This window comes from Croceicoccus bisphenolivorans (assembly GCF_001634625.1).
GTDB classification, from domain to species: domain Bacteria; phylum Pseudomonadota; class Alphaproteobacteria; order Sphingomonadales; family Sphingomonadaceae; genus Croceicoccus; species Croceicoccus bisphenolivorans.
In genome coordinates, this window is record NZ_LRSE01000005.1 from 1 (window position 1) to 26,221 (window position 26,221).

Genomic DNA, 26,221 nt, shown 5'->3' on the forward strand with positions numbered 1-26,221 from the left:
CGCGCAAGGTGGGACCGCGACAGCGCTTACGCATCTCGAGGCAATTCCATCGGCGGACAGAAATTTGTCAGCTGGTAGAAACATGAAAAATCTGGCGCGGAGTGCATGGGAGATATCTCCGGCAATCACGCAGCGCGATGCAGCCGGTGCCCGCGATCACATCGATTGGTTTCGAAAACTGTCGGAGATATAAGGCCGGTATTCCGAGTGACTGCAGTCGCACTAGGTCGGAGCGATCCGACTAATCCCAGCTCAACGGCATCAATCCCGAATCATAAAATTTCCCTGTTCATGGAGATTGAACGGGAACTGAAGTCAATTGCTCAGAAATTCCGACAGCGCCGATAACCCGAAGATTATCGACGCAATGTATATACCAACTATGGCGATGTGCTCCCACGAAAAATTTCTCGAACTTTCTCTAGGTCCAGGCGTATCATAATCATCTAGCATAACATGGTCTCGATGAATTGTGGCACTGTGCGCCGTTTGAACGGCGAATCCCGATGCTGCCGTTACATCACACTGATGCGCAGATTTAATGCTTTTCGTCACATTGCTCAACTGTCTCGCAGCCTATGGCTGTTTATGGAGGCAATGTCAGTTCACTCAGAAGCTTCTGCAGGTCGAGAGGTCAAGGTCACGCGCGCGCGCGCGAGTCCCAATGGATGTCATTGCGGATCACTGATACTGCAAATTTTTGATTGTCTAGATGGCTTGCGCGTTTCCATCATCACCAAATTTACTGAAGAACAAACATTGCGAAAGGTCGCTTCTTGGTCAATTCGGACCAGTCGAGGATGTTGGCGGCGGGCATCGCCGCTGGCTCTGCAGGCGGGTGGATGTTCAAAATCGGCGGGTACCCAAAAAGCTTATTTTAGCGTATCGGCCCGCTTTTACTCCGCCCGATGTCATAGGCCTTGCGTCCAGTGCCCTACAGCCTTTAGTCCATCGCTCATGGAGGTGGGGTGAACGGAAGCAGCCTTGACGTTCGATCCGGGGCGGCACCGAGGCGTCGCTGACGAATGTCGCGCAAAAGCTGAGCGCATGCATGTGTGGTCCTACCTTCGAGATATTGACTATTTGCAGTTTATGATCCTTGCAGGATAATGTGCACCGCATCGCTTTCCACCCGAAACGGTGAGACAATTTTTCTCAAAAACGAGGCCGACTTTCTGCTGTGAACAATTCGAATTCCTCGCTTAAAAAAACTCGCGTTACCGTGGTTGAACCAGATCAACGCCTGCGGAGTGATTTTATATCCATGCTCGGTCCGTTGTGTTCGCATTATGAGCCATGCTCCGGCGTTAGTGAGTTGGCGGCGCACTACCCTGATAATGGGATTATCCTAGTAAATGACATTGACCACGTTCTCGCTGATATATTGAAGCTCAGTGAGGATGCGCCTGTGCTTCTGCCAGTAGTAGCTTACGCGTCTGTAGTGGATTCAAATAGGGTCTCCGACGCAATATTTTTAGGAGCAATGGATTATTTTCAGTTTCCGTTCGACATTGGAAATATGACTGCGAGAATTCCATTATTATTGGATAGATTTGACAAAGTTAAGATTGATCGAGCAAGAGTTATATCTTCAAGAAGATTGATGGAACAATTGACCAAAAGGGAAAGGGAGGTTCTGGATTTGATCGTAATGGGCCGTAAATCCAAGAAAATTGCTGAGGATCTTGGTATGGCATTGCGGACTGTCGAGATACACCGCAAGAATATGACAAGAAAGTTTGATGTTGGAAGCACATTTGAAGTAGTGAAAATAGCAGTTAATTCGGGATTGTATAAGTAAGAATGCGTATATTGGCGTTGCCAGGATGACTAACGCTGGCCGAACGGAGGCCCGAACCTGAAGCCTCACGCAGCAGCAGCGGACACCGCATTGGGGCTGTCAGGGCATTGTCAAAGGGATGGCCGAGCAGGGTCGGCGCTGCTAGGCTGCGTTGACAAAAGACTTCAGCCATAGCCGGGCGGCGGCGAGGTTGAGGAAGCTCTCGAACGAGAGGACAGTCTTGTCATAGCGGGTGGCGATGCGGCGCTGCGGCATTGTCACGTTAACTGCCTGTAGGTGAGCGAAGGCCCGAGCCTGAAATCTCAGGCCGCAGCGGCGGACGCGGCATGCCACTGCGCGAAAGCGCGGTCTCGGTATTTTCGCATTGCCTTTCTGGAGACGAGGTGACGCTCGATATTGAAGTTGTTGTAGATTGCTGAGTGGGTAGAGGTGAAGCGTTGAGCCTGGCTTTGGGATTTGAAGCGCTGCATTTTTCGCTCGCGTCTTCGGACAGGAAGGTGTGAATTTTCCACACGATTGTTGTCGCGCAGTCGACCGGGTTGATGTCGCTTGATACAGCCGAGCACCTTCATCGCAGCTGGGTACGAACGCAGTCCGTCTGTCACGATGGCTTCGGGAGCGGCACCTTGGTTCTTCAGTAGTTTCCTGAGCAATTTCAGTGCCGCTTCTTTGCTTCGTCTCTTCTGGACAAGGACATCGAGGACCTCGCCTTCCTTGTCGACGGCGCGCCACATGTACATGCGCTGGCCATTGATCCGGACGACCATCTCATCAAGATGCCAGACGGAATCCGCGCGCCCCCGCTTGCGGCGAATGTTGGCGGCGATGGCAGGACCGAACTTGTTGGCCCAGCACCGGACGGTTTCATAGGTCACCTCGACACCGCGTTCGGCGAGCAGATCCTCGACATCGCGTAAGCTGAGGGTGAACCGATATAGAGCCAAACCCCGAGCCGGATGACGTCCGGCGGGAAGCGGTGTCGTTTGAAGCAAATGGGTTTCATGCAGGTTCCACTAGTCGACGAAGCGCCGCAGGTGGAGAGAGGTTAGCGTTACACTGACAGCACCGGCGTCCATGATCTGCCCCGACGTCGGGATGTAGCCCTTCTGCATCGCGGCCGAAATTATAATCAGCTGACAAGGGGAAAAACGCCCAGCTTCAAGACCAGTCCGTGGTGCCTGTTCCATGCATATTCCATGGAACGCAAAGCCATCGCGCCTAAGTCTTTGAAAAGATGGTGGGCGCGGCAGGGATTGAACCTGCGACCCCACCCGTGTGAAGGGTGTGCTCTACCACTGAGCTACGCGCCCGTTGCGGTGTGGTTATGCGATACAGAATCGCGGTGTCCGCCAACAGAGGCGCGCCTTTGCCAGAGTGAAGGCACCTTGGCAAGCGGGGCGATTGACAAGCGCTGGCTTGGCTCTAGAGGCTCGTTTTCATGAGCGAAGACGACAACACGCCCGCCGAAAACGCAGCTCCCGCCGCAAACGACGTGCCGCCCGATCGGCTTGCGATCAATCCGCGCAGCCAGCATTTCGATGCGGACAAGCTGCGCCGCGGCGTCGGCATCCGTTTCAAGGGTACGGTTCGCACCAATATCGAGGAATATTGCATTTCCGAAGGTTGGGTGCGCGTGCAGGCTGGCAAGTCGATGGACCGCAAAGGCAATCCGCTGACCATCAAGCTGAACGGCCCGGTCGAGGCATGGTACGAGGATCTCGGCGACGAACCGCCGGTCGCCAAGGCCTGAGCTAGTCCGGCATCAATTCGGCGCGTTCGCGCTTTACCAGCCGCAGCAACCAGTTCCGGAAAGCCTGCACCCGCTCCAGCTGGTGGGTGTCGCGGTGCGTCACCAGCCAGTATGTCCGCGTGATCCTCTCGTCCGGAAAGATTGGCACCAGATCGGGATCGAGGTCTGCCGCGAAGCAGTGCAGCACGCCCAGCCCCGCGCCTGACAGCACGAGCTGGTGCTGGGCATTGATGCTGGACGAACGCAGTTCGGGCTCCAGTCCGGGGTGCAGCCGGTCCAGATGGCGCAATTCCGGCATGTGCAGCAAGTCGGGCACATAGCCGACGAGCCGGTGCCCGCTGGCAAGATCTGCGGTGCGGTGGGGCGTTCCATGCGTCTCCAGATATTTGCGCGAGGCGTAGAGGCGCAGCGCATAGTCGGTCAGCTTGCCTGCAATCAGTGGCCCTGAACGCGGGCGGGACAGCACGATCGCAAGATCGGCCTCCCGCTTGGTGGGGCTGAGCAGGCCGGGCGTGATGGCAAGATCGATGACGAGGCGCGGATGCGTCTGCGCAAATTCGCCAAGGTGGCGTGCAAGGAAGGCCGAGCCGAACCCTTCGGGCAGGGCGACGCGCAAGGTGCCGGTGATGCTGTCGCCATGTCCGCCCGCCACTTCGCCGATCCCGGCGGCGGCGCGCTCCATCGCCTCTGCCTTCACCAGCAGCGCTTCGCCCGCCTCTGTCGGGACCTGACCTTCGCGGGTCTGTTCGAACAGGCGCTGGCCCAGCGCACGTTCCAGCCGGCGCAGGCGGCGGCCCATCGTCGTCGGGTCGACGCCCGCCGCTTCGGCTGCCGATGCCAGCTTTCCGGCCCGCGCGATGGCGAGGAAATCCTGAAGGTCGCTCCAGTTCATGCAGGCGTTCTACAGAACTGCATTTATGCAGGTCAATCTTGCATATGTAAACATTGCCTGCAAATTCGCGGTTCGGTAAACGAGCGCCAAACCCGCCTGCCGGGCCGATCCGGCAGCCCATGAGAGGATGAGCCCATGCGCCTTATCGATCATTTCATCACCGGCGGCGCCGGTGCAGTTCCCGGAACGTACACGGGTCGCACCAGCGACGTCTACAATCCCTCGACCGGTCAGGTTCAGGCGCAGCTTCGCCTTGGCGATGCCGCTCTGTTAGAAAAGGTCGTTGCCACGGCGAAGGAAGTGCAGCCCGGCTGGGCCGCCACCAACCCGCAGAAGCGCGCCCGCGTGATGTTCAGGTTCAAGGAACTGATCGAGCAGAATATGGACGATCTCGCGCACAAGCTCTCGAACGAGCATGGCAAGGTGATCGACGACGCCAAGGGCGATGTGCAGCGCGGTCTTGAAGTGATCGAATACTGCTGCGGGATTCCTCAGGTGCTGAAGGGTGAATATACGCAGGGCGCAGGCCCGGGCATCGACGTCTATTCGATGCGCCAGCCGCTCGGCATCGGTGCGGGCATCACGCCGTTCAACTTCCCGGCGATGATCCCGATGTGGATGTTCGGCATGGCGATCGCGGTGGGCAACGCCTTCGTTCTGAAGCCGTCGGAGCGTGATCCCTCGGTCCCGAACCGCCTTGCCGAACTGTTTCTTGAGGCCGGTGCCCCCGAAGGCCTGCTGCAGGTCATCCACGGCGACAAGGAAATGGTCGACGCGATCCTGGACCATCCCGATATCGCCGCCGTCAGCTTCGTCGGTTCGTCCGACATCGCGCACTACGTCTACAAGCGCGGCGTTGCTGCCGGAAAGCGCGTGCAGGCCATGGGCGGCGCAAAGAACCACGGCATCATCATGCCCGACGCCGATCTCGATCAGGCGGTCAACGACCTCATGGGCGCGGCCTACGGCTCGGCCGGCGAACGCTGCATGGCGCTGCCGGTTGTCGTGCCGGTTGGCGAAGACACCGCCGAACGCCTGAAGGCGAAGCTGATCCCCGCGATCGATGCACTGCGCCCCGGCATCTCGACCGATCCCGAAGCGCACTACGGCCCCGTCGTGACCAAGCAGCACAAGGAAAAGGTCGAGGCCTGGATCCAGAAGGGCGTGGACGAAGGCGCGGAACTCGTCGTCGACGGCCGCAACTTCTCGCTTCAGGGTTACGAGGAAGGTTTCTTCATCGGCCCCAGCCTGTTCGACCACGTCACCACCGACATGGAAAGCTACAAGGAAGAGATCTTTGGCCCCGTCCTCCAGATGGTCCGCGCCAAGGATTTCGAGGAAGCGCTGTCGCTGCCCAGCCAGCACCAGTACGGCAACGGCGTCGCGATCTTCACCCGCAACGGCCACGCCGCGCGTGAATTCGCATCCCGCGTCAACGTCGGCATGGTCGGCATCAACGTGCCGATCCCGGTGCCGGTCAGCTACCACAGCTTCGGCGGCTGGAAGCGTTCGGCCTTCGGCGACACCAACCAGTACGGCACGGAAGGTCTGAAGTTCTGGACCAAGGTGAAGACCGTGACCCAGCGCTGGCCCGACGGCGGCGGCGACGGTTCGAACGCCTTCGTCATCCCGACGATGGGGTAACGGGTCGGATTAAATGGCAACCTTTGCGGATTGGAGCGTTGAACGGCTAATACCAACACGGCCGTCAACGCCCGATCCGATGGAGTAGCCCGATGATCGCATTCCCCGCCAAGTTCGCCCTACCGCTTGCCATTGCCGTCGCACCGCTGCTTGGCGGCTGCGCGACGACGATGAACGAGCCGGTCCGCGTCGGGCCGGAGGGGCAGTGCGATGCGACATCGGTGCAATCGATGCTAGGACGGACAGCTTCGTCCGAAACCGGCGCGCAGCTTCTGGCAGAGACCGGCGCGCGCACCTTGCGCTGGGTTCCGCCGCGCACGGCGGTGACGATGGACTATCGGGCCGACCGCCTGACCGTGTCGTACGACGACGCCATGATCATCGACCGGATCAGCTGCGGCTGACCCGATCGGGAGGGATGAACTGACAAGATGAGCGACCAGTTTTCTTTGACCGAGGACCAGCTGGCCATTCAGGAAATGGCCCAGCGCTTCACCGCCGACATGATCACCCCCAACGCGGGCGAGTGGGACGAGCACAAGACTTTCCCGCGCGACGTGGTGAAGCAGGCGGCGGAACTCGGCTTCGCCTCGATCTATGTGTCGGAAGACGCGGGCGGGATCGGCCTTGGCCGGCTGGAAGCGGCGCTGATCATGGAGGCGATGGCTTATGGCTGTCCTTCGACCAGCGCGTTCATCTCGATCCACAACATGTCGGCGTGGATGATCGACCGGTTCGGATCGCAGGACGTGAAGGACCGCTATCTGCCCGACCTCGTGTCGATGGAACGGATCGCGTCCTACTGCCTTACCGAACCTTCGTCGGGTTCGGACGCTGCGGCGCTGCGAACGAAGGCGGTCGACAAGGGCGACCACTGGGAAATCACGGGTTCGAAACAGTTCATCTCCGGCGGCGGGGAGAACGAGGTCTACGTCACCATGGTCCGCACCGGTGTCGACGGGCCGAAGGGCATTTCCTGCGTCGTGATCGACAAGGACATGCCGGGCGTATCCTTCGGCGCGCAGGAGAAGAAGCTGGGCTGGAATTCCCAGCCGACCGCAGCGCTGATCCTCGACAACGTGAAAGTGCCGAAGGCGAACCTCGTCGGCGCGGAAGGGCAGGGCTTTGCCATCGCCATGGCCGGCCTTGATGGCGGGCGGCTCAACATCGGCGCCTGCTCGCTGGGCGGTGCGCAGCGCGCGCTGGACGAGGCGATCGCTTATACGAAAGACCGCAAGCAGTTCGGCCAGCCCATCGCCGATTTCCAGAACACGCAGTTCACACTGGCCGACATGGCCGCAGAGCTGGAGGCGGCCCGCGCCCTGCTCTACATGGCGGCGGTGAAAGTCACGACCGGCGCGCCCGACAAGACGCGCTTTGCCGCGATGGCCAAGATGATCGCGACCGAGACCGGTTCGAAAGTCGTCGACCGTGCGCTGCAGCTGTTCGGTGGCTACGGCTACCTGAAGGAATACCCGATCGAGAAGCTGTACCGCGACTTGCGGGTGCACTCGATCCTTGAAGGAACGAACCAGATCATGCGCATGATCGTGGGACGGGAGCTGACGCGCCAATGACCGACAACATCCACATCCACCGCCACGGCGCGGTAGGCCACCTGTCGCTCAACCGGCCCAAGGCGATCCATTCGCTCACCCTCGGCATGTGCGAGGCGATGATCGCCGCGCTCGTCGAGTGGAAGGACGACGACGGGATCAAGGCGGTCATCGTCGACCATGCCGAAGGGCGCGGGTTCTGCGCGGGCGGGGACGTGACCCTGCTGCGCAAATCGGCGCTGGAGGACGAGGGCGCGAGCGGGCGTCACTTCTTCGACGTGGAATACAAGCTCAACCACCTGATGTTCACGTACCCCAAGCCCATCGTCGCCTTCATGGACGGCATTACGATGGGCGGCGGTGTAGGCATTTCCCAGCCTGCGAAATACCGCGTGGCGACGGAGAACACGAAGTTCGCCATGCCCGAAACCGGTATCGGCCTCATCTGCGACGTCGGCGGCGGCTGGTATCTGCCGCGTCTTGCCGGACGGCTTGGCCAGTTCCTTGGCCTGACGGGTGCGCGGCTGGACGGGGCGGAATGCCTCGCCGCGGGACTTGCCACGCACTACATCCCGCACGAACGCCTGTCGGAAGCCAAGGCGCGGATCATATCGCACCCCGACGATATCGAGGCGACGCTGGAAGGCCAGTCCTTCGCCCCGCCGCCTGCGCGGATCAGCGGCAACCTTGCAAAGATAGACAGCCTGTTCGCATCCGACCGGCTGGAAGATATCGTTGCCGCGCTGGAGGCCGATGGCGGCGAATGGGCGGCAAAGGAGCTGAAAACGCTTCGTTCGAAGAGCCCGTCGGCCTGCAAGAACGTGCTGAAGCAACTTGAGCTGGGCGCCGCCTGCGAGACGTTCGAAGACAACATGAAGATGGAACTGCGCGGCGCTTCGCGGGCCATCACCCGCCACGATTTCGTAGAGGGCGTGCGCGCTCTGCTCGTCGACAAGGACAACAACCCGCAGTGGCAGCCGGCCACGCCCGAAGGCGTGAGTGAAGAGATGGTCGAAACCCTCTTCGCCCCGCTGCCCGCCGATCAGGAATGGAAACCGCTATGAGTTACGAGACGATCCTTGTCGAAACCCGCGATGCGGTAACGCTGATCACGCTGAACCGGCCCAAGTCGCTCAATGCGCTGAATTCGCAGGTTCTTGCCGAACTCACCGACGCCTTCGGCAAGTTTCAGGCGGACGAGACGCAGCTTTGCGCGGTGATTACCGGCAGCGGCGACAAGGCCTTCGCCGCCGGCGCCGACATCAAGGAAATGTCCGAAAAGCCGGCTGCGGATTTCTACCTTGAGGATTTCTTCGCAGGCTGGACCGCCGACATCGTGAAGAAGGTCCGCAAGCCGTGGATCGCGGCCGTGAACGGCTTCGCGCTGGGCGGCGGGTGCGAGCTTGCGATGATGGCCGACTTCATCATCGCTGCCGACACCGCGAAATTCGGCCAGCCGGAAATCAAGCTGGGCGTCGCGCCGGGCATGGGCGGATCGCAGCGCCTGACCAAGGCGGTCGGCAAGTCGAAGGCCATGGAAATGTGCCTGACGGGCCGCATGATGGACGCCGAGGAAGCCGAACGTTCCGGCCTCGTCACCCGCATCGTGCCGCTGGCCGATCTTGTCGAAGACGCGATGAAGACTGCCGCGACCATCGCCTCGATGCCGCCGCTGGCCGCGATGATGAACAAGGAAATGGTCAACACCGCGTTTGAAACGACGCTCGATCAGGGCCTGGTCGCCGAACGCCGCATGTTCCAGGTGCTTACCGCCACCGAGGACAAGGCCGAAGGCATGGCCGCCTTCGTCGAAAAGCGCGCGGGCAACTGGAAGGGGCGCTGAAGCGCTTTTTCCCGAGAGGATACTGACATGAAAATCGCATTTATCGGCCTTGGCAACATGGGCGGCGGCATGGCCGCGAACCTTGTAAAGGCCGGCCACGAAGTCGCCGCCTTCGATTTGTCCGAAGACGCACTGGCCCGCGCCAAGGACAACGGCTGCGCCACCTTCACCACCGTGCGCGAAGCCGTTGCGGGCGCGGAATCGGTCGTCACCATGCTGCCTAACGGCGGCATCGTGAAGGCCGTGCTGACGAACGATGTCATCGGCCACGCGCCCAAGGGTTCGCTCCTGCTCGACTGTTCCACCATCGATGTCGCCACCGCGCGCGAGATGATCGAGGCAGCGACGGCGGCAGGCTATGAAATGGTCGACGCGCCGGTTTCGGGCGGCATCGCGGCTGCCAACGGCGGCAACCTGACCTTCATGGTCGGCGGCACCGAGACTGCCTTCGGCAAGGCGCAGAAGGTGCTGGAGCCGATGGCCAAGGCCGTGATCCGCGCCGGCGAGGCAGGGGCAGGGCAGGTTGCCAAGATGTGCAACAACATGCTGCTCGCCGCCCACATGATCGGCACGTGCGAGGCGATGAAGCTGGCCGAACGCAACGGCCTCGATCCTCAGAAGTTCTACGAGATCAGCTCGAAATCGACCGGTTATTGCTGGTCGCTCAACGATTACACGCCCGTTCCCGGCGTCGGCGCGGCCAGCCCTGCCGACAACGACTATGCGGGCGGCTTTGCGGTTGCGCTGATGCTGAAGGACTTGCGCCTTGCCATGGCGGCTGCCGATGCCAGCGATGCCAACGTGGCGCTGGGCCGCAAGGCGACGGAGATCTACGAAGCTGCCGACAAGGCGGGGCTGGGCGGCAAGGATTTCGGTTCGATCTTCGAAACGCTCTAGTACGGCGAGTCTGTAATTTCCTTGCGTAAACCGCGCTGAACCGCCACTTGGCGCGGATGCTTCCGCAAGTCGTCATCATCGGTCGCCCCAATGTGGGCAAGTCGACGCTGTTCAACCGGCTCGTCGGCAAGAAACTCGCGCTGGTCGATGACCAGCCGGGGGTGACGCGCGACCGGCGTTTCGGCGATGTCGAACTGCTGGGCCTGAAATTCCAGATCGTCGACACGGCGGGCTGGGAGGACGAAGACGCGGAGACGCTGCCGGGCCGGATGCGCCAGCAGACCGAGGCCGCGCTGGTGGGCGCTGCCGCCGCGCTGTTCGTGATCGACAGCCGTGCCGGCCTGACCCCGCTGGACGAGGAAATCGCCCGTTATCTGCAGCGTTCGTCGGTGCCGATCACCGTCATCGCCAACAAGGCCGAGGGCAAGGCTGGCGATTCGGGTATTTTCGAGGCTTATTCGCTTGGCCTTGGCGATCCCGTCGCATTGAGCGCGGAACACGGCGAAGGCATTGCCGACCTGTTCGAGGCGCTGCTGCCCATTCTCGAACCGCTGCAGCCCGAAAAGGACGAGTTCGCCCCGTTCGAGGATGACGAGGAAAAGCCCCTCGGCCCGTTGCAGCTGGCCATCGTCGGCCGCCCCAATGCGGGCAAGTCGACGCTGATCAACCAGCTGCTGAAGGAAGATCGCCTGCTGACGGGGCCGGAGGCGGGGATCACCCGCGATTCGATCGCGATCGACTGGACATGGCACGACCCGAAGCTGGGTGAGGACCGTGCGGTGAAGCTGATCGACACGGCGGGCATGCGCAAGCGGGCCAAGGTGATCGACAAGCTGGAACGGCTGTCGGTTGCCGATGCGCGCCGCGCGGTGGACTATGCCGAAGTCGTCGTTCTGCTGCTGGATGCGACCAAGGGTCTGGAAGTGCAGGACCTGAAGATCGCCAGCCACGCGATCGAGGAAGGCCGCGCCCTGATCATCGCGATCAACAAGTGGGACGTGGCCGAAGACCCCTCCGGCCTGTTCAACGGCATACGCGAGGCGCTGAACGAAGGGCTGGCGCAGGCGCGCGGCGTGCCGCTGGTTGCCGTATCGGCGCGCACCGGCAAGGGGCTGGACAACCTTCTGAACGCCGCGTTCGAAACGCGCGAGATCTGGAACCGGCGCGTGCCGACCGCCGCATTGAACCGCTGGTTCGATGATGCGCTGGCCGCCAATCCGCCGCCAGCGCCCGGCGGCAAGCGGATCAAGCTGCGCTACATCACCCAGACCGGCGCCCGCCCGCCGCGATTCGTGATTTTCGGCACGCGTCTCGACGATTTGCCCGAATCCTATCGCCGCTATCTGGTCAACGGTTTGCGCCGCGATCTCGGCTTCGGATCGGTGCCGGTGCGCATCATGCTGCGCAGCCCCAAGAACCCTTTCGCGAAAAATTGAGGGCATGACGCACGACGTCATCGTGCTCGGCGCAGGGGCGGCGGGCCTGATGTGCGCTGCCCGCGCAGGGCAGAAGGGCCAGCGCGTGGCATTGCTGGAAGCGGCGGACAGGCCGGGGAAGAAGATCCTGATTTCGGGCGGCGGGCGGTGCAATTTCACCAACCTTCACGTCGCGCCCGATCGCTATCTCTCTGCCAATCGCCATTTCGCGAAGTCGGCACTGGCGCGATACACTTCGCGCGATTTTCTTGGCCTTGTCGAAGGCTACCAGATTGCTTGGCACGAAAAGACGCTGGGCCAGCTGTTCTGCGACGGTTCCGCACGGCAGATCGTGGACATGCTGCTGGAGGAGTGCGCGCGTAGCGAGGCGGCAGGCGGCGCGGTCGATTTGCATTGCGGTGCGGTGATCGGGTCCGTGCGCCATGGCGACGGCCGCTTCACGGTAGAGACGGCAAACGGAACATTCGTGGCACCGCGGCTGGTTGTCGCCACTGGCGGGCCGTCTATCCCCAAGATGGGCGCGACCGGCTTTGCCTATGACCTTGCGCGCCAGTTCGGGCTGAAGGTGGTCCAGCCGCGCCCCGCGCTGGTCCCGCTGACCCTTGGCGGAGAGGACCTGCTGTTCCGTGACCTCTCCGGCGTGGCGACCGAGGTTGTCGCTTCTGCCGGTAAGGCGAGTTTCCGCGAGGCGGCCCTGTTTACCCATCGCGGGCTTTCGGGTCCGGCGATCCTGCAGGTTTCATCATACTGGCAGCCGGGCGAGCCGATCCACATCGATTTCCTGCCGGATGCAACGGCGGACCGGTTCATCGAGTGGAAGGCCGAGAATCCGAAGGCGACACTGCGTTCCGCGCTTTCCGCCAGCCTTCCCGAAAGGCTGGCGTCCGAACTGGCGGAACGGATCGGGCTGGATGCTCCCTTTGCCGATACGAAGGACAAGGCCCTGCGCGCGGCGGGCGAGCGGTTGAAGCGCTGGGCGTTTCACCCCTCCGGCACAGAAGGGTTCGCCAAGGCCGAAGTCACCGTCGGCGGCGTATCGACCGACGGCCTGTCGTCACGCACGATGGAGGCCAAGTCCGTCCCCGGCCTGCACTTCATCGGGGAGGCGGTCGACGTGACGGGGTGGCTTGGTGGTTACAACTTCCAGTGGGCATGGGCGAGCGCCGTCGCCTGCGCCGAGGGGCTTTAGGCAGGCTGTGACAGCAGCGCGTTGACGAGCGCGCGCAGTGCAGGCGGGGAGGGCGGCTTGATCATGCGCTCCGCCCCCATCCTTTCGGCAGCGGCCTTGGTTTCGGCAGTTTCCTCGGCGGTGAGCAGGATGGCATGCGGCCGCGTGCCCCACCTGGCGCAGAGCAGGTCGTAGGCGACATCGCCGGTCAATCCATCGTCAAGGCGGTAGTCGAGCAAGACCAGATCGGGCGCGTTTCCGGTGTCGACACCCTCCGGTCCGGCGGCACCGGACACGTGGAAGCCCCAGCGTTCCAGCAGCGCGCATACCGCACCAAGGCCGCCGACATCGTTGTCGATGCACACGACTTCGCGGCTCTGGCCGGCGGATACTGGTGCGCGGGTGCGCGGGGGCGGCGCGGCGACCTGTCCGGGCTCTGCGGCAGGCAGGCGGAACCGGAACGCAGTGCCTCGACCAAGCTGGGACCGTGTCTTGATGTCGGTGCCCAGCATCGCGGCAATGCGCCTGACGATGGCAAGGCCCAACCCGAGGCCGGTCTGTTCCGGCCCTTCGTCGCTGCGCCGTTCGCCGACGCGGGTGAATTCCTCGAATATGCGGGGCACATCCTCTTCCGCGATGCCGCGCCCCTGATCGGCGACGACGATCTCTGCAAACTCGCCCCGCTTGCGCGCCGCGACGAGGATGCGACCCTCGTCCGTATAGCGCACGGCATTGGTCACGAGGTTCTGCAGGACGGAAATGAACAGGCCGCGATCGGTTTCCAGCCACAGGCCGGATCTCCGCACGACAAGGCCCAGCCCCTTGGCTTCGGCCTGTACCGCGAACTGATTCTCGATCTCCTCGAACACGGTGTCGATGGCGAATTTCTGCGGTTCGACCCGCGCCTTCCCGCCATCGAGGCGCGAGATGTCCAGCAGGGCGCGCAGCAGGCGGTCCGCCGTTTCGATCGAACGGTCGATCTGCGCGAGAAGCGCCGTTTCGTGCCTGCGTTCCGGCCCGATGTCTTCGGCCAATGCGCTGGAGAACAGCCGAGCGGCGTTCATCGGCTGGACGAGATCGTGGCTGGCGGCGGCAAGGAAGCGGGTTTTCGATTTCGTCGCCGCTTCGAGCGCGCGGTTCGCTTCCACCAGCTGTTCGGTGCGTTCGCGCACCTTGTTTTCCAGCGCGGCTTCCGCCTTTCTGTCAGCAGTGATGTCGGTGTAGGTGGTGACGTAGCCGCCGCCGGGCGCGGCGTTGCCGAGGATGCGCAGCACCCGCCCGTCGGGCAGTTCGCGTTCGGTGGAATGGCGGCGACCGGCGCGCAAGTGGTACAACCGCTTGGTCACTTCCCGCTCCACCGCTTCTTCGGGCGTGCCCAGCATCCGCATGTTGAACCGGATCAGTTCGGAAATCGGCCGCCCCACCTCCACCAGTTCGGTCGGCAGGTCGAACATGTCGCGATAGCGCGTGTTCCATGCGACCAGCCGCTGTTCGGAATCGACGACCGAGATACCCTGATCGATGTTCTCTATCGCGATTTGCAGCAGGTCCGACCCGAACTGCAGGCGCTGGCTCGTTTCGTCGAACATGGCGACCACGCGCTCGACGCTGACGGGCTCCCCCTCCAGCGTGGATTGCACCAGCGCGCGCGCCGACGAGCTGCCGATGATGGAACTGATCAGCCTTTCGACCGTGTCGATCAGGTCGGGGTCCGGCGCATCGGTGTCGTGGTACGGGCGTGCGGTGACGAGGCGCAGCCGGTTGAGAGCGTCGCGCGCGGTGCCTTCGCCAACGAACTGTTCGAGCAGCAGCCGGAAATCGACGACGCGCGTGTTCGTGGCGATCCGCGACCGGCCAAGGTCGGCCTGCGAACGGTCCACGAAGGCAACGGCCTGCACACGGTCGAGCAGGTTCGGTTCGGCGGCAATGCTGAAGACGACGAACAACAGGACGTTTGCGGAAAGCGACAGCACGACGCCCGATACGAGCGGGTCGCTGCCCACAACCGGCGGAACGATGTCGGGGCCGAACACGGGCATCGCCAGCAGCATCAGCCACGTGGCAAAACCGCCCAGCAGGCCCGCGATCATCCCGGCCCGGTTGGACTTGCGCCAGAAGAAGCCGAGCAGCAGTCCCGGCGCGAACTGCGCCGCGCCCGCAAATGCGATCTCGCCCAGTCCCGCCAGTGTCGCGCCGCTGCCGACGGAGCGGTGATAGGCGTAGGCAAGGGCCAGCAGGATCGCGATGACCAGCCGCCGCGCGTTGATGAGCGCATTGCCCAGCACCTGCACTTCGCCCCGGCGCCTGATCTGGCTGCGGAAGAACAGCGGGACGATGAGATCGTTGGTGATCATGCTGGACAGCGCGATCGAGGTAACGATGATCATGCCGGTGGAGGCAGAAAACCCGCCGATGAATGCCAGCAGCGCCAGCCAGTCCGCACCGTAGCTGAGCGGCAGTTGCAGCATGTGCATTTCGGCCGGTGCATCGGCGGACAGCAGCGCCTTGCCCGTAAGCATGATGGGCACGATGCACAGGCAAACCACGGCGAGATAGGCGGGAAACAGCCAGCGGCCCGAACGGGTCAGCCGGTCTTCCCGCGCCTCTACCACCAGCATGTGGAACTGTCGCGGCAAGCATAGAATTGCCATCGCGCCCAGGAACGTCATCACAATGAAGCGGGCATCGAACTGTTCGACGGAGAATGCCTGTCCGGCGATGGCGGATGCCGTGCCGGTCGGTGTTTCCGTCATCAGCAGGATCGCTGCGAACACGCCCATGGTGACGAGCGCGACCAGCTTCACCACCGCTTCGAACGCGATGGCGATGACAACCCCGCGATTGTGCTGCGTAAGATCGATGCGCCCGGTGCCGAACAGCATGGCGAAGGCCGCCATTGCTGCGGCCACCGTGATGGCGACTTCCTCTCCGCGCAGCAGGTTCGACAGTCCGGGGGAAAGCGCGGTCATCGTCTGGCTGACCGATTTCAGCTGCAGCGCCATGTAGGGCAGGGCACCGAACAGTGCGATGATCGTGACGAGCGCGGCGACCCACGCGCTCTTGCCGTAACGCGCCGACAGGAAATCGGCGATGGAGGTGGAATGCTGCGCCTTGCCGGCCTGCATGATGCGGCTGACGAAGGGGCCGAACAGCGTGAACATGACGATCGGGCCGAGATAGATCGGCAGAAACTGCCAACCGCTCGTCGCGGCGGTGCCGACCGCGCCATAGAACGTCCAGCTGGTGCAATAGACCGCGAGGCTGAGGCCGAAGATCGCGCGTTTGTGGCGGCGGGCAAAGTCCGCCATCCGGTCGTCGTCGCCGATATGGGCGACAAGGAACAGCAATGCCCCGTAGAGCACGGCAAGCATCGTGATGACGAGCATCGACATCGGGCCTGTCAGTCTCCCCCTTTCAGCCGGTTCGTTCTTGTTACGGCAAAGCGATCCACACTCAAAGTGGCCTGCGTTCCCCTTGCCCGATGAAACGCCTGGCCATGAAAGAGTACGGGGGACGACGGAAGATCCGCCGCCCCCCGCCCGAGGGACCCCCAGGAGGGGGAAGCCTTAGTGCGCGTGCGCGCCGGTTGCGCCGCGCGGTACGCGGATAGATTCGACCAGCTGGCCGACGTGGGCCGGGACCGGAGCGGACATCTTCATCACCACCAGCGCGACGACGAAGTTGAGTACCATGCCGACCACGCCGATCCCTTCGGGCGATATGCCGAAGAGCCAGTTTTCGGCGACGTTCGCGTCCGGATTCCACAGCTTGAAGTAAGCGATGTAGAGGAACGTGAACGCAAGGCCGACGACCATGCCCGAAATCGCGCCTTCCTTGTTCATGGTCTTCGAAAAGATGCCCATGAAGATGGCCGGGAAGAGCGATGCCGCGGCAAGACCGAAGGCGAAGGCGACGACCTGTGCCACCCAGCCCGGAGGATAGATGCCGAGGAAACCGGCGACCACGATGGCGCAGGTGGCGGCAACGCGGGCAGCCAGTAGCTCCCCTTTTTCCGAGATGTCGGGCTTGAACGTCGACTTCATCAGGTCATGGCTGACCGCCGTCGAGATCACCAGCAGCAGGCCCGCCGCCGTCGAGAGCGCCGCCGCGAGACCGCCTGCGGCGACCAGCGCGATGACCCAGCCCGGCAGGTTGCCGATTTCCGGATTGGCGAGGACCATGATGTCCTTGTCGACATAGACCTCGTTAGCGTTGTCGGTCAGGATTTCATTGCTGACCGCCTGTTCGCCCGCCGCGCCGGTTTCGCCGGTATATTCGGGCGCGCCCTTGAACGGATCGCCCTTGGCCACCTGCATCACGCCGTCGCCGTTCTTGTCGGTCCAGGCGATAAGGTGGTTCTTCTCCCAGTTGGTGAACCATGCCGGAGCTTCGGCATAGGCCGTGTTGTTCACCGAATCGTTGAAGTTCAACCGTGCGAACGCCGCGACCGCGGGGGCCGTGGTGTAGAGCAGTGCGATGAAGATCAGCGCCCAGCCTGCCGAACGGCGTGCGTCCGAAGCCTTGGGAACGGTGAAGAAGCGGACAATGACATGCGGCAGGCCGGCCGTGCCGATCATCAGCGCCGCGGTGATGCAGAAGACGTCGATCATCGATTTCGAGCCGTCGGTATAGGGACCGAAGCCCATCATCTGGAGCGATTCGTCCAGTTTCTGCAGCACGTACATCCCCGACCCGTCATTGACGGTGGAGCCGAGGCCGATCTGTGGGATCGGGTTGCCGGTGATCATCATCGAAAGGAAGAACGCCGGAACCATGTAGGCGAAGATCAGCACGCAGTATTGCGCCACCTGGGTATAGGTGATGCCTTTCATGCCTCCCAGCACCGCGTAGACGAAGACGATCGCCATGCCGATGATGACGCCCATCGTCACATCGACGTCGAGGAAGCGGCTGAACACGATGCCCACGCCGCGCATCTGCCCGGCGATATAGGTGAAGCTGATGAAGATGAGGCAGACCACCGCCACCGTGCGCGCAACCTTGGAATAGTAGCGCGTGCCGATGAAGTCGGGCACCGTGAACTGGCCGAACTTGCGCAAGTACGGCGCAAGCAGTAGGGCGAGCATCACGTAACCGCCGGTCCAGCCCATCAGGTAGACCGAACCGTCATAGCCCATGAAGGCGATGAGGCCGGCCATGGAAATGAACGATGCGGCACTCATCCAGTCCGCCGCAGTTGCCATGCCGTTGACGACCGGATGGACACCGCCACCGGCCACGTAGAATTCCTTCGTCGAACCGGCCCGCGTCCAGATGGCGATGCCGATATACAGCGCGAAGCTGATGCCGACGAAAAGGTAAATCAGAGCTTGCGTAGACATTTGCCCCTCCTCAATCGTCGAGATCGTGTTCGCGTTCGATCTTCTTCATCTTCCATGCGTAGTAGAAGATCAGCACGATGAAGACGTAGATCGAACCTTGCTGTGCAAACCAGAAGCCGAGCGGGAAGCCGCCAAGCATGAACTGGTCGAGGAACGGGCGAAGCAGGATGCCGAATCCGAAGGACACGACGAACCAGATCGCCATCAGGGTGATGAGCAGGCGGATGTTCTTTTTCCAGTACGCCCCCGCCGCGGCAGACGTATCGGGATTGTCTTCGGACATGGCTGTCCTCCCCTCCTAGTCGTTATCGAAGCCGCAAGCGACTTTGCGGACCCTTGAACGTTATAGGCGGGGCGTCAGCTGCACACGCGCGACATTAGTCGTAGGATTGCGCGGGCAGGTGTGCCTGAGTGCAAGGTAGGATGTGCGGGGATGGTACGCGGGGGATCAGCTGCGGATCACGTCGCCAAGCGTCGGCGCGTTGCCGTGCGCGGCGATCTGGGCAACCAGAAGCTCGCCGCAGGCCAGTGCATCGACCAGCCCGTCATGGGCGCGATAGGCAGGCAGGCCATAGCCCGCGCGCAGCTTGGCAAGGCGCAGGCCATCGGCCGCGCGCTGGCGCGGGAACCAGCGGTTTTCCAGCGCCATCGTACAGATGAACGGGGCAACGAAAGGCGCGCCGAACACACGCCTGCATGCCGCATCGAGGAACCCCGATTCGATTTCTGAAAAATGGGCCACGACGGGCTTGCCCGCCAGCAACGGCAGCAGGCGGGATAGCGCCTCCGCTTCGTCCAGCTCGCCTGCCAGCGCATCGTCGGTGATGCGATGGATCACAACGCTCTGTTCCGAAAGCGCTTCAGGGGGCCGGATGCGGATGCGTTTGCCGGTTCCGGCGAAAATCCGGTCGTGCGCCATCTCGACCAGACCCGCCTCCAGAATGGCGCTGCCCCGGAAATCGAGCCCGTCGGTTTCCAGATCGAGCGCGACCAGCGGCACTTGCGCCAGTGGGGTGGAAAAGGTGGGGTATCCGGCATCGTAGAACGCGCGCAGCGGACCATCGGGGGCAAGGCGGCGCGCAGCTTCGAAGCGACGGGCAAAGCGCCCGCTTCCGGACAGCCAGTTCGAGAGGGGCTGCAGGATCAAGCCACCCCTCCTGCAAATGTGCCGCGCAACTTGTCCAGCTGGTCGCGGATAAGGCGGAAGGCATCGCGCAGATGCTCCCGATCAAAGCGCGACAGCCTTGCCGGATCGAGGTTGTTCGACGGCGGTTCCCCGCGCGAAAGCTGCTCTGCCTGATGGCGAAAGCGCACGTCGCGCACGAATTCGAAACATGCGATCAGGTCGTCCGCCACCTCGGCATTCATGCTGCCGGCATCGGCTGCGGCCTTCAGGCGCTCTGCCGTGTTGGTCGCGGTCAGCTCGCGCGCCAGCGCATGGGTGCGGGCAATATCCACGATGGGGGCGATGGCATGTTTCTTCAGATCCAGCACGCGGCCTTCGTCGGCATCGTCATGCAGCAGGAAGTTGCGGAAGAAGCCCAGCGGCACCCGCGTCGTCGCGGCAGAGCGGGCGATGAAGGACAGGAAGATGCGATCGCTTGCAGCCGCGGCGAACACCTGTTTTCGCAAGTCGTCAACCAGTGCGGCTTCGCCCGATATCGCCCGCATATCGAAGAAGATCGTGCTTTCCAGCACCGCTTGCGGGTCGGGGTTTTCGATCCAGCCGCGAAACACGTCCAGCCATTGGCCGGCCGTGCGGCGATAGACGGGGTTGGTCGCCATGATGTCGCCGGGGCAATAGCGGTAACCGGCGGCATTCAGCCCGTCGCACATGTGGCGGGCCAGATCCTCGAAATATCCGTCGTGCAAGGCCGGATCGTAGCCGGGTGCGAAGACGAAGCCGTTGTCCTGATCCGAACCCAGTGCCTGTTCCGCGCGGGCGAGCGATCCGAAGCAGACCAGCGCATATGCCACGGGCGGCGGGCCGAGCCGTTCCTCCCCCAGTTGCAGCAGGCGGCGGTGCGCGTTTTCCCCGATGGTGGAAACGTAGCGGGAGACATGATCGGCATCGACACCCGCGCCGACCAGTCCTTTCAGCGCCTGCGGCAATTGCCCCGTCGCTTGCGCCACCCCTTGCGAATCGGACGCCGCGCCGATCGCCTTGGCGATGTGCAGGGCGTTGGAACCCAGTTGCGACAGGATGTCGTTGGAAGAGACGACCGCGATGACCTTGCCCGCCGTATCGGTAACGGGAAGGTGGTGAATGTGCCGTTCGGCCATAGTGATCAGCGCGGTCAGGATCGGCGTTTCGGCAACTGCCGTCACCGGGCTGGCCGTCATGATCTCGCTGACGGGGCGTGACAGGTCCAGCCCGACGCCCAGAACGCGGCGGCGCAAGTCCTTGTCGGTCACGATGCCGACAAGTGTTTCCCCGTCGCAGATCGGCAGGGTGGATACGTCGACTTGCGTCATCAGGCGGGCCGCATCGCTGACCGTCATGTCCGGACGGCCCGTGGCGAGGTCCCTTCGCCCGATCAGCGATTGCAACGAGGCATGGGCGCCCAGATCTTGCAGTTCGCGCCCGCTGGCGGCCGTGGCGCGCAGCGAATCGACCGCGCGGCGCAGGCGCGAAGCCTCGTCGATCTCGAAATAGGCGCGAAAGTCGGGATGCGCCTCTACCAGCGAGAGGAACGCCGGCTTTGCGACGCGGTAGACCAGTGCATCTTCCAGCGCGATCGCCTCGTTCTGGGCATGTCCGCCGCGCAGCAGGGATGGGTAGCCGAAGCAGCCCGCTTCCCCCAGCCGCGCATTGAGATCGCTGCCGCCCAGCCGCAGCTCCACCGCGCCGGAACGCACGATGGAAAACCATTCATTTGGCTCGCCCGCACTCGTGATCGTTGAGCCGCGCCGGTAATAGCGGATTTCCATGGCCCGGATCAGCGTCGCCAGCTCGCTGTCCGACAGTCCGCCGAAAGGCGGATGCTGCCGAAGAAAGTCGGCGATTTCTGCGGTTTCCGGCGCGTCGTCCATGGCCATCGTTGCGCCATGTTACGCGCCTTCGCGCCCACGTCCAATGCGACGAAGGTCGGCATCGGGTTGGCGCTGCCCGTTACAATCTCCGATAACTTCGCTGCATTTGCGAGAATTCTCTCGCTTGTCTGTAATTTACATATATCAATGCGCGCGAGGGATCTTGTCGGGAGGTCTCATGGGGTATTCGCGAGGCATGGCGTAGGAGCATGGCATACAGGCCGCTGTCACCGCTCGACACCCGCTCGCAAGAGCGGTGGCGGGCCATGGCCTTTGCGCGGATCCAGTCCGGCCCTTATGTCGGGCGCTGCGTGTCCGTCGTCGAATTTTCCGACACCGGCTGTCGCATCCGCGACCATGCGATGACGTGTGAGGAAGGCGACGTGTTCCATATCATGCTGGAAGACGTCGGCCCGATCGTTGCCGACGTGCGCTGGCAGAACGGGGCCTTTATCGGGATCAGCTATCGCAAGCCGCTTTCGCCGCAAGTGATGGCGCAATTGCACGCGACGCTGGAACAACCGTTGCAGCAGCGCATGGCGCGCCTGATGGGCGGTTGATCTACGCTGTGCGCAAAGCCCTGTTCTGGCGCGGTCAATTGCGCTAGCCGGATGGATAGCCATGGCCACATCGCTTCGAACCTGTTCCGGCATTGTTGCTTGCAACCGATCGGTCGATCCGATTGATATGAGCTGGTTCAATCGGTTCTCGCGATTTGTCGGCCTTGGCAATGTCATCAATTCACGGCCCTGACGCCGACGGGAACACCGCCACCACGCCATGACCGAAACGCTCGCCATCACGCTAGTCCAGTGCAACCAGATCGTCGGTGACATCCGCGCCAATGCCGACGCCATGCTCGCAGCGCGAGCCCGTGCGGCCCGGATGGAAAGCGACCTTGTCGTCTTTCCCGAAATGAACCTGATCGGCTATCCGCCGGAGGATCTGGTGCTCAAGCCCTCGCTGATCGAGCGTGCGGCAGAGCAACTGGAGAAGCTGGCGGAAGCGACTGACGACGACGGGCCGGCGATGCTCGTCGGATCGGTCTTCGTGCGCGATGGCGCGCTGCACAACGGCGTCGCCCTGCTGGACGGCGGGCGGATCACCGCCACGCGGTTCAAGCACGAGCTTCCCAATTACGGCACGTTCGACGAACAGCGTCTGTTCGCACCCGGCGACTTGCCCGATCCGGTGCTGTTTCGCGGCGTCATGCTGGGCCTGCCGATCTGCGAGGATATCTGGCATCCCGCCGTTTGCCGCCATCTGGCCGAACAGGGGGCGCAGATCTTCGTCTGCGTCAACGGTAGTCCTTACGAGATCGAGAAGGACGTGCTGCGTATCGAGGGCGTGGCCAAGCGCCGCGCGATCGATACCGGCGTGCCGATGGCCTACCTCAACCGTGTTGGCGGGCAGGACGAACTGGCCTTCGACGGAGCCAGCTTCGTCATCAACGGAGACGGCACGCTGGCCGCACAGCTGCCGGACTGGGAAGAGGTCGAGGTCACGACCCGCTGGATCAAGGGCAAGAACGGCTGGTCCTGCATTCCCGGCGCGCTGCACCGTTTGTCCGACCACCCCGAGGATATCTATTGCGCGATGGTCGTCGGCCTGCGCGACTATGTCGACAGGAACGGTTTTCCCGGCGTCGTCCTCGGTCTGTCCGGCGGGATCGACAGTGCGATCTGCGCCGCGATTGCCGCCGATGCGCTGGGGCCGGATCGGGTGTGGTGTGTCATGCTGCCCAGCCGCTTCACCAGTCAGGAAAGCCTGGATGACGCGGCGGAGTGTGCGCGGCTTATCGGTTGCCGCCTTTCCACCATTCCGATCCAGCCCGCCGTCGCCGGTTTCGACGCGATGCTGGAAGACGACTTTGCCGATATGAACGTCGACATCACGGAAGAGAACCTGCAGTCGCGCATCCGCGGCGTGACGCTGATGGCGCTGTCGAACAAGTTCGGCCCGATGCTGGTTACAACCGGCAACAAGAGCGAGATGAGCGTCGGCTATGCCACGATCTATGGCGACATGTCGGGCGGGTACAACCCGCTGAAGGACGCGTACAAGACCACCGTGTTCCGCGCCGCGAAATGGCGCAACGAACACAAGCCGAAGCTGGGCCTTGGTCCGGTGGGGAAGGTGATCCCCGACAACATCATCACCAAGCCGCCCAGCGCCGAACTGCGCCCCGACCAGAAGGACGAGGATTCGCTGCCGCCCTATGACGTGCTGGATGGTATCCTGCTGGGGCTGGTGGAGCACGAGAAGAGCGTCGACCAGCTGGTGGCCGAAGGATTCGAGCGTGAGACGGTGGCCCGGATCGAACGGCTGCTCCACGTTGCCGAATACAAGCGGCGGCAGGCGCCTCCCGGTGTGAAACTGGGCGCGCGGAACTTCGGGCGCGACCGGCGCTATCCGATCACTCACCGGTTCCGTTCGGGATGAGAGTACTTGTCAGTCTTGCGATCATCGCGCTTGCTGCTTGCGGTCCGGTCTTGCCCGAAGGCGAGGAGCGAGAACACCCGATGGGCGATCCGGCCGCTGTCGCCGAAGGGCGCATTGCGAAGGAGTTCCCGCAGCCCGCCGATCCGTCGCCCGATACGCTTAAGGGGGAGTGGCGTCTTGCCGGCGTCGATGGCAAGCCGTTCGAGAGCCAGGTGGGCGTTGCGATCCACATCGGGCCTGACCGCATCGAGTTCGACAACTGCCAGCAGATCGCCTGGTCCTATACCTACAATGCGCCGGAGATCGAAACGGCGCGTACGCCTGCGATTACCATCGACATCGTGCCGAAGCCGCTGCCCTGCGCCATGGCCTTTCCCCCACAGATCGAAGCTATGGTGCAGGCCATCGATGCCGCCGGGCAGGTCGAGCGGACACCCGAAAACGGCGTGCGGCTGTCAGGCGGTGGTCGTTCGGTCCTGCTGTTCCGCCAGTAACCGGCGAAACCCAAAAGCCGAAGTCAGTGCAGCGGTGGCGCTGCCGGCAATACGGCTGAGAAATCGGCCAGTTCGGGATGTCCGTACCATGATAGCGGGATCGCGCGCTTGCTGCGGTTCCTCCCGCCGGCGGTGTGCAGCTTGGCCAGCACGTTGCGGGCAGACCACACGTAAGCCGGCGGGCAGCTGGTGATGCGTGTTGCGACGAATTCGTCTTCGCAGCTTTTGCAGCGATAATCCTCGCGCACATATTCGAAGGCGACCGGCGCAGCTTCGCGACCGTCGACAAAGGCCTGCGCGTGGTCGACCATGACCCGCTTTGCCTGACCCCATGTTCGGCAGCGGGGGCACCACCGGACCTGGACTGTTCCGACCATCCAATTCCCTCTCGTCCGTTTGTTCACGGCAGTGATCCAGGCTGCCATGATTCCCGCACTATGCTGCGCAGCATGGAACTCGGCAAGAGGTATTAATCCGGCGTTAACCTTGCGGGTCGCCTGCCCGGGTCCGACGCGTTTGAAACCGGCCCCTTCCGCTTCGCCGCCACGGCATTATAGGGACGGGCATGACCGTAACCCGTTTCGCTCCATCGCCCACCGGGCGGCTTCACGTCGGCAATATCCGCACGGCCCTGCACAACTGCCTGCTGGCGCGGCAGGCCGGCGGGCGTTTCCTGCTGCGTATCGACGATACCGATCCCGAACGGTCGGAGGAGCAATATGTCGAGGCGATTCGCCGCGATCTGGCGTGGCTGGGCCTTGCCCCCGATGGTGAGGAGCGGCAGTCGACCCGCCTTGCGCTTTATGATGCCGCGTTCGAGAAGCTGCAGGCATCGGGCCGCGTCTACCGCTGCTATGAAACCGCGCAGGAACTTGAACTGCGCCGCAAGGTGTTGCTGGGCCGGGGGCTGCCGCCGATCTACGACCGTGCGGCACTGGCCCTGACCGAGGCGGACCATGCCGAAAAGGCGGCGCAGGGTATCGCCCCGCACTGGCGCTTCCTGATCGACCGGGACGAGCCGATCGCGTGGGACGACGGCATTCGCGGGGCCCAGAAGTTCGAGGGCGACCGCCTGTCCGACCCCGTCATTCGCCGCGCCGACGGTTCGTGGCTCTACATGTTGCCCAGCGCGGTGGACGATATCGACATGGGCGTCACCAACGTGCTGCGCGGGGAGGACCATGTCTCCAACACCGCCGTCCAGTTGCAGATGTTCACCGCGCTTGGCGCAACCCCGCCCGCCTTTGCGCACGAAGCGTTGCTGACCGGCAGCGAGGGCAAGCTTTCGAAGCGGCTGGGATCGCTGGGCGTCGATGCCTTTCGCGAACAGGGGCTGGAGGCGATGGCGTTGAATTCGCTGCTCGCCCGCATCGGCACTTCTCAGCCTGTCGTCGCCGAAACGTCGATGGCGGCGCTGGCCGAAGGATTCGACCTGTCGACGTTCGGCCGCGCGCCGGCACGGTTCGACGAGGCGGAGCTGCTGCGCATCAACGCGCAGATCGTGCACCAGATGGACTATGCCGAAGTGTGCGGCCTGCTGCCCGAAGGGATGGACGAGGCAGCGTGGCTGACCGTCCGCCCGAACCTTGAAAAGGCGAGCGAGGCGCAGGAGTGGTGGCAGGTGATCGCGGGCGATCTTGCCGCGCCGGTCCTCACCGAAGAAGACCGCGCCTTCGTTGCCGCGGCTGCACAGGCGGCTGGTGTGATGACGTGGGATGCGGATGCGTGGAAGACGCTGACCGCGATGCTGAAGGACAGCACCGGCCGCAAGGGCAAGGCCCTGTTCCTGCCGCTGCGGCTGGCCCTGACCGGCATCGACCACGGGCCGGACATGAACGCGCTGCTGCCCCTGATCGGGCGGGAACGGGCCATCGAACGGTTGACCGCCGCCGCCTGATTCGCCGAACCGCAGGGTGACAAAGG

General features: G+C 63.0%; 22 protein-coding genes, 1 tRNA gene and 1 pseudogene. 15 read left to right on the top strand and 9 right to left on the bottom strand.

Annotated elements, in window-relative coordinates; translation table 11 throughout:
* Positions 1–193 (top strand): hypothetical protein (locus tag A7A77_RS18245; RefSeq protein ID WP_216635555.1); only part of this gene is annotated, 193 nt, incomplete at its 5' end.
* A 987-nt stretch (positions 194–1,180) separates the two neighbouring features.
* Entirely contained in the window at positions 1,181–1,801 is a 621-nt protein-coding gene (locus A7A77_RS17435) for a LuxR C-terminal-related transcriptional regulator (RefSeq protein WP_216635556.1), read from the top strand.
* Positions 1,802–2,103: 302 nt separating this feature from the next.
* Here the strand turns inward: A7A77_RS17435 and A7A77_RS06410 are convergent.
* Positions 2,104–2,804: pseudogene (locus A7A77_RS06410) on the bottom strand (IS6 family transposase).
* A gap of 232 nt (positions 2,805–3,036) precedes the next feature.
* Positions 3,037–3,111 (bottom strand) — tRNA-Val (locus A7A77_RS06415).
* A 128-nt stretch (positions 3,112–3,239) separates the two neighbouring features.
* On the opposite strand from A7A77_RS06415, the gene A7A77_RS06420 reads away from it, so the two are divergent.
* Positions 3,240–3,551 (top strand): DUF3297 family protein, encoded by a 312-nt coding sequence (locus tag A7A77_RS06420; protein WP_066555503.1) that lies wholly within the window; start codon positions 3,240–3,242, stop codon positions 3,549–3,551.
* Between the two features lies 1 nt (position 3,552).
* On the opposite strand, the gene A7A77_RS06425 is transcribed toward A7A77_RS06420, so the two are convergent.
* Positions 3,553–4,443: a LysR family transcriptional regulator gene (locus tag A7A77_RS06425; RefSeq protein WP_066555506.1), complete on the bottom strand. Its 891-nt coding sequence runs from the start codon at positions 4,441–4,443 to the stop codon at positions 3,553–3,555.
* Between the two features lie 135 nt (positions 4,444–4,578).
* Here A7A77_RS06425 and A7A77_RS06430 point away from each other — a divergent pair, with 135 nt between their 5' ends.
* The 8 genes from A7A77_RS06430 to A7A77_RS06465 all read left to right on the top strand — a co-directional run bounded on the left by A7A77_RS06430 (position 4,579) and on the right by A7A77_RS06465 (position 13,008).
* Positions 4,579–6,087, top strand: coding sequence for a CoA-acylating methylmalonate-semialdehyde dehydrogenase (locus tag A7A77_RS06430; RefSeq protein ID WP_066555512.1), 1,509 nt, complete (start codon positions 4,579–4,581; stop codon positions 6,085–6,087).
* 92 nt (positions 6,088–6,179) lie between these two features.
* Positions 6,180–6,491 carry an I78 family peptidase inhibitor gene (locus tag A7A77_RS06435; RefSeq protein ID WP_066555513.1) on the top strand — a complete coding sequence of 104 codons (312 nt, stop codon included), beginning with the start codon at positions 6,180–6,182 and terminating at the stop codon, positions 6,489–6,491.
* A 27-nt stretch (positions 6,492–6,518) separates the two neighbouring features.
* Positions 6,519–7,664, top strand: a complete 1,146-nt coding sequence (locus A7A77_RS06440) for an acyl-CoA dehydrogenase family protein (protein WP_066555515.1) — start codon at positions 6,519–6,521, stop codon at positions 7,662–7,664.
* A complete protein-coding gene (locus A7A77_RS06445) occupies positions 7,661–8,707 on the top strand; it encodes an enoyl-CoA hydratase/isomerase family protein (RefSeq protein ID WP_066555518.1) in 1,047 nt (348 codons plus the stop codon). Before A7A77_RS06440 ends, A7A77_RS06445 begins: the two co-directional genes overlap by 4 nt.
* A complete protein-coding gene (locus tag A7A77_RS06450; RefSeq protein ID WP_066555521.1) occupies positions 8,704–9,486 on the top strand; it encodes an enoyl-CoA hydratase-related protein in 783 nt (260 codons plus the stop codon). Before A7A77_RS06445 ends, A7A77_RS06450 begins: the two co-directional genes overlap by 4 nt.
* A 27-nt stretch (positions 9,487–9,513) precedes the next feature.
* Entirely contained in the window at positions 9,514–10,383 is an 870-nt protein-coding gene (gene mmsB / locus A7A77_RS06455) for a 3-hydroxyisobutyrate dehydrogenase (protein ID WP_066555523.1), read from the top strand.
* Positions 10,384–10,439: 56 nt separating this feature from the next.
* The gene (gene der, locus A7A77_RS06460) at positions 10,440–11,819 is read left to right on the top strand and encodes a ribosome biogenesis GTPase Der (protein WP_066555525.1); all 1,380 of its coding nucleotides are present in this window, start codon (positions 10,440–10,442) and stop codon (positions 11,817–11,819) included.
* Between the two features lie 4 nt (positions 11,820–11,823).
* Complete coding sequence (locus A7A77_RS06465; RefSeq protein ID WP_066555526.1) at positions 11,824–13,008, top strand: BaiN/RdsA family NAD(P)/FAD-dependent oxidoreductase; 1,185 nt, start codon at positions 11,824–11,826, stop codon at positions 13,006–13,008.
* Here A7A77_RS06465 and A7A77_RS06470 read toward each other — a convergent pair.
* From A7A77_RS06470 to A7A77_RS06490, 5 genes are all read right to left on the bottom strand, one after another.
* Positions 13,005–16,379: a PAS-domain containing protein gene (locus A7A77_RS06470; protein ID WP_066555530.1), complete on the bottom strand. Its 3,375-nt coding sequence runs from the start codon at positions 16,377–16,379 to the stop codon at positions 13,005–13,007. The genes A7A77_RS06465 and A7A77_RS06470 overlap by 4 nt on opposite strands.
* Before the next feature lie 174 nt (positions 16,380–16,553).
* Positions 16,554–18,329 carry a sodium:solute symporter family protein gene (locus tag A7A77_RS06475; RefSeq protein WP_066555532.1) on the bottom strand — a complete coding sequence of 592 codons (1,776 nt, stop codon included), beginning with the start codon at positions 18,327–18,329 and terminating at the stop codon, positions 16,554–16,556.
* 10 nt (positions 18,330–18,339) lie between these two features.
* Positions 18,340–18,612, bottom strand: a complete 273-nt coding sequence (locus tag A7A77_RS06480) for a DUF4212 domain-containing protein (RefSeq protein WP_066555534.1) — start codon at positions 18,610–18,612, stop codon at positions 18,340–18,342.
* Between the two features lie 165 nt (positions 18,613–18,777).
* On the bottom strand, positions 18,778–19,476 hold the full coding sequence (locus tag A7A77_RS06485) for an exonuclease domain-containing protein (RefSeq protein ID WP_172799853.1): 699 nt from the start codon (positions 19,474–19,476) through the stop codon (positions 18,778–18,780).
* Complete coding sequence (locus A7A77_RS06490) at positions 19,473–21,368, bottom strand: putative nucleotidyltransferase substrate binding domain-containing protein (RefSeq protein ID WP_066555536.1); 1,896 nt, start codon at positions 21,366–21,368, stop codon at positions 19,473–19,475. The genes A7A77_RS06485 and A7A77_RS06490 overlap by 4 nt, the downstream gene beginning before the upstream one ends.
* A gap of 203 nt (positions 21,369–21,571) precedes the next feature.
* Between A7A77_RS06490 and A7A77_RS06495 the strand changes: the two genes are divergently transcribed.
* The 3 genes from A7A77_RS06495 to A7A77_RS06505 all read left to right on the top strand — a co-directional run bounded on the left by A7A77_RS06495 (position 21,572) and on the right by A7A77_RS06505 (position 24,298).
* Positions 21,572–21,922, top strand: a complete 351-nt coding sequence (locus A7A77_RS06495) for a PilZ domain-containing protein (protein WP_066555541.1) — start codon at positions 21,572–21,574, stop codon at positions 21,920–21,922.
* Positions 21,923–22,142: 220 nt separating this feature from the next.
* The gene (locus tag A7A77_RS06500; RefSeq protein WP_066555544.1) at positions 22,143–23,804 is read left to right on the top strand and encodes an NAD+ synthase; all 1,662 of its coding nucleotides are present in this window, start codon (positions 22,143–22,145) and stop codon (positions 23,802–23,804) included.
* Positions 23,801–24,298 carry a hypothetical protein gene (locus tag A7A77_RS06505; RefSeq protein WP_156500459.1) on the top strand — a complete coding sequence of 166 codons (498 nt, stop codon included), beginning with the start codon at positions 23,801–23,803 and terminating at the stop codon, positions 24,296–24,298. Before A7A77_RS06500 ends, A7A77_RS06505 begins: the two co-directional genes overlap by 4 nt.
* A 23-nt stretch (positions 24,299–24,321) precedes the next feature.
* Here the strand turns inward: A7A77_RS06505 and A7A77_RS06510 are convergent, their stop codons facing one another.
* On the bottom strand, positions 24,322–24,609 hold the full coding sequence (locus A7A77_RS06510; RefSeq protein ID WP_066555546.1) for a hypothetical protein: 288 nt from the start codon (positions 24,607–24,609) through the stop codon (positions 24,322–24,324).
* 254 nt (positions 24,610–24,863) lie between these two features.
* Here A7A77_RS06510 and gltX point away from each other — a divergent pair, with 254 nt between their 5' ends.
* Positions 24,864–26,195 carry a glutamate--tRNA ligase gene (gltX, locus tag A7A77_RS06515; RefSeq protein ID WP_066555548.1) on the top strand — a complete coding sequence of 444 codons (1,332 nt, stop codon included), beginning with the start codon at positions 24,864–24,866 and terminating at the stop codon, positions 26,193–26,195.
* The last annotated feature ends 26 nt before the right edge of the window (positions 26,196–26,221 follow it).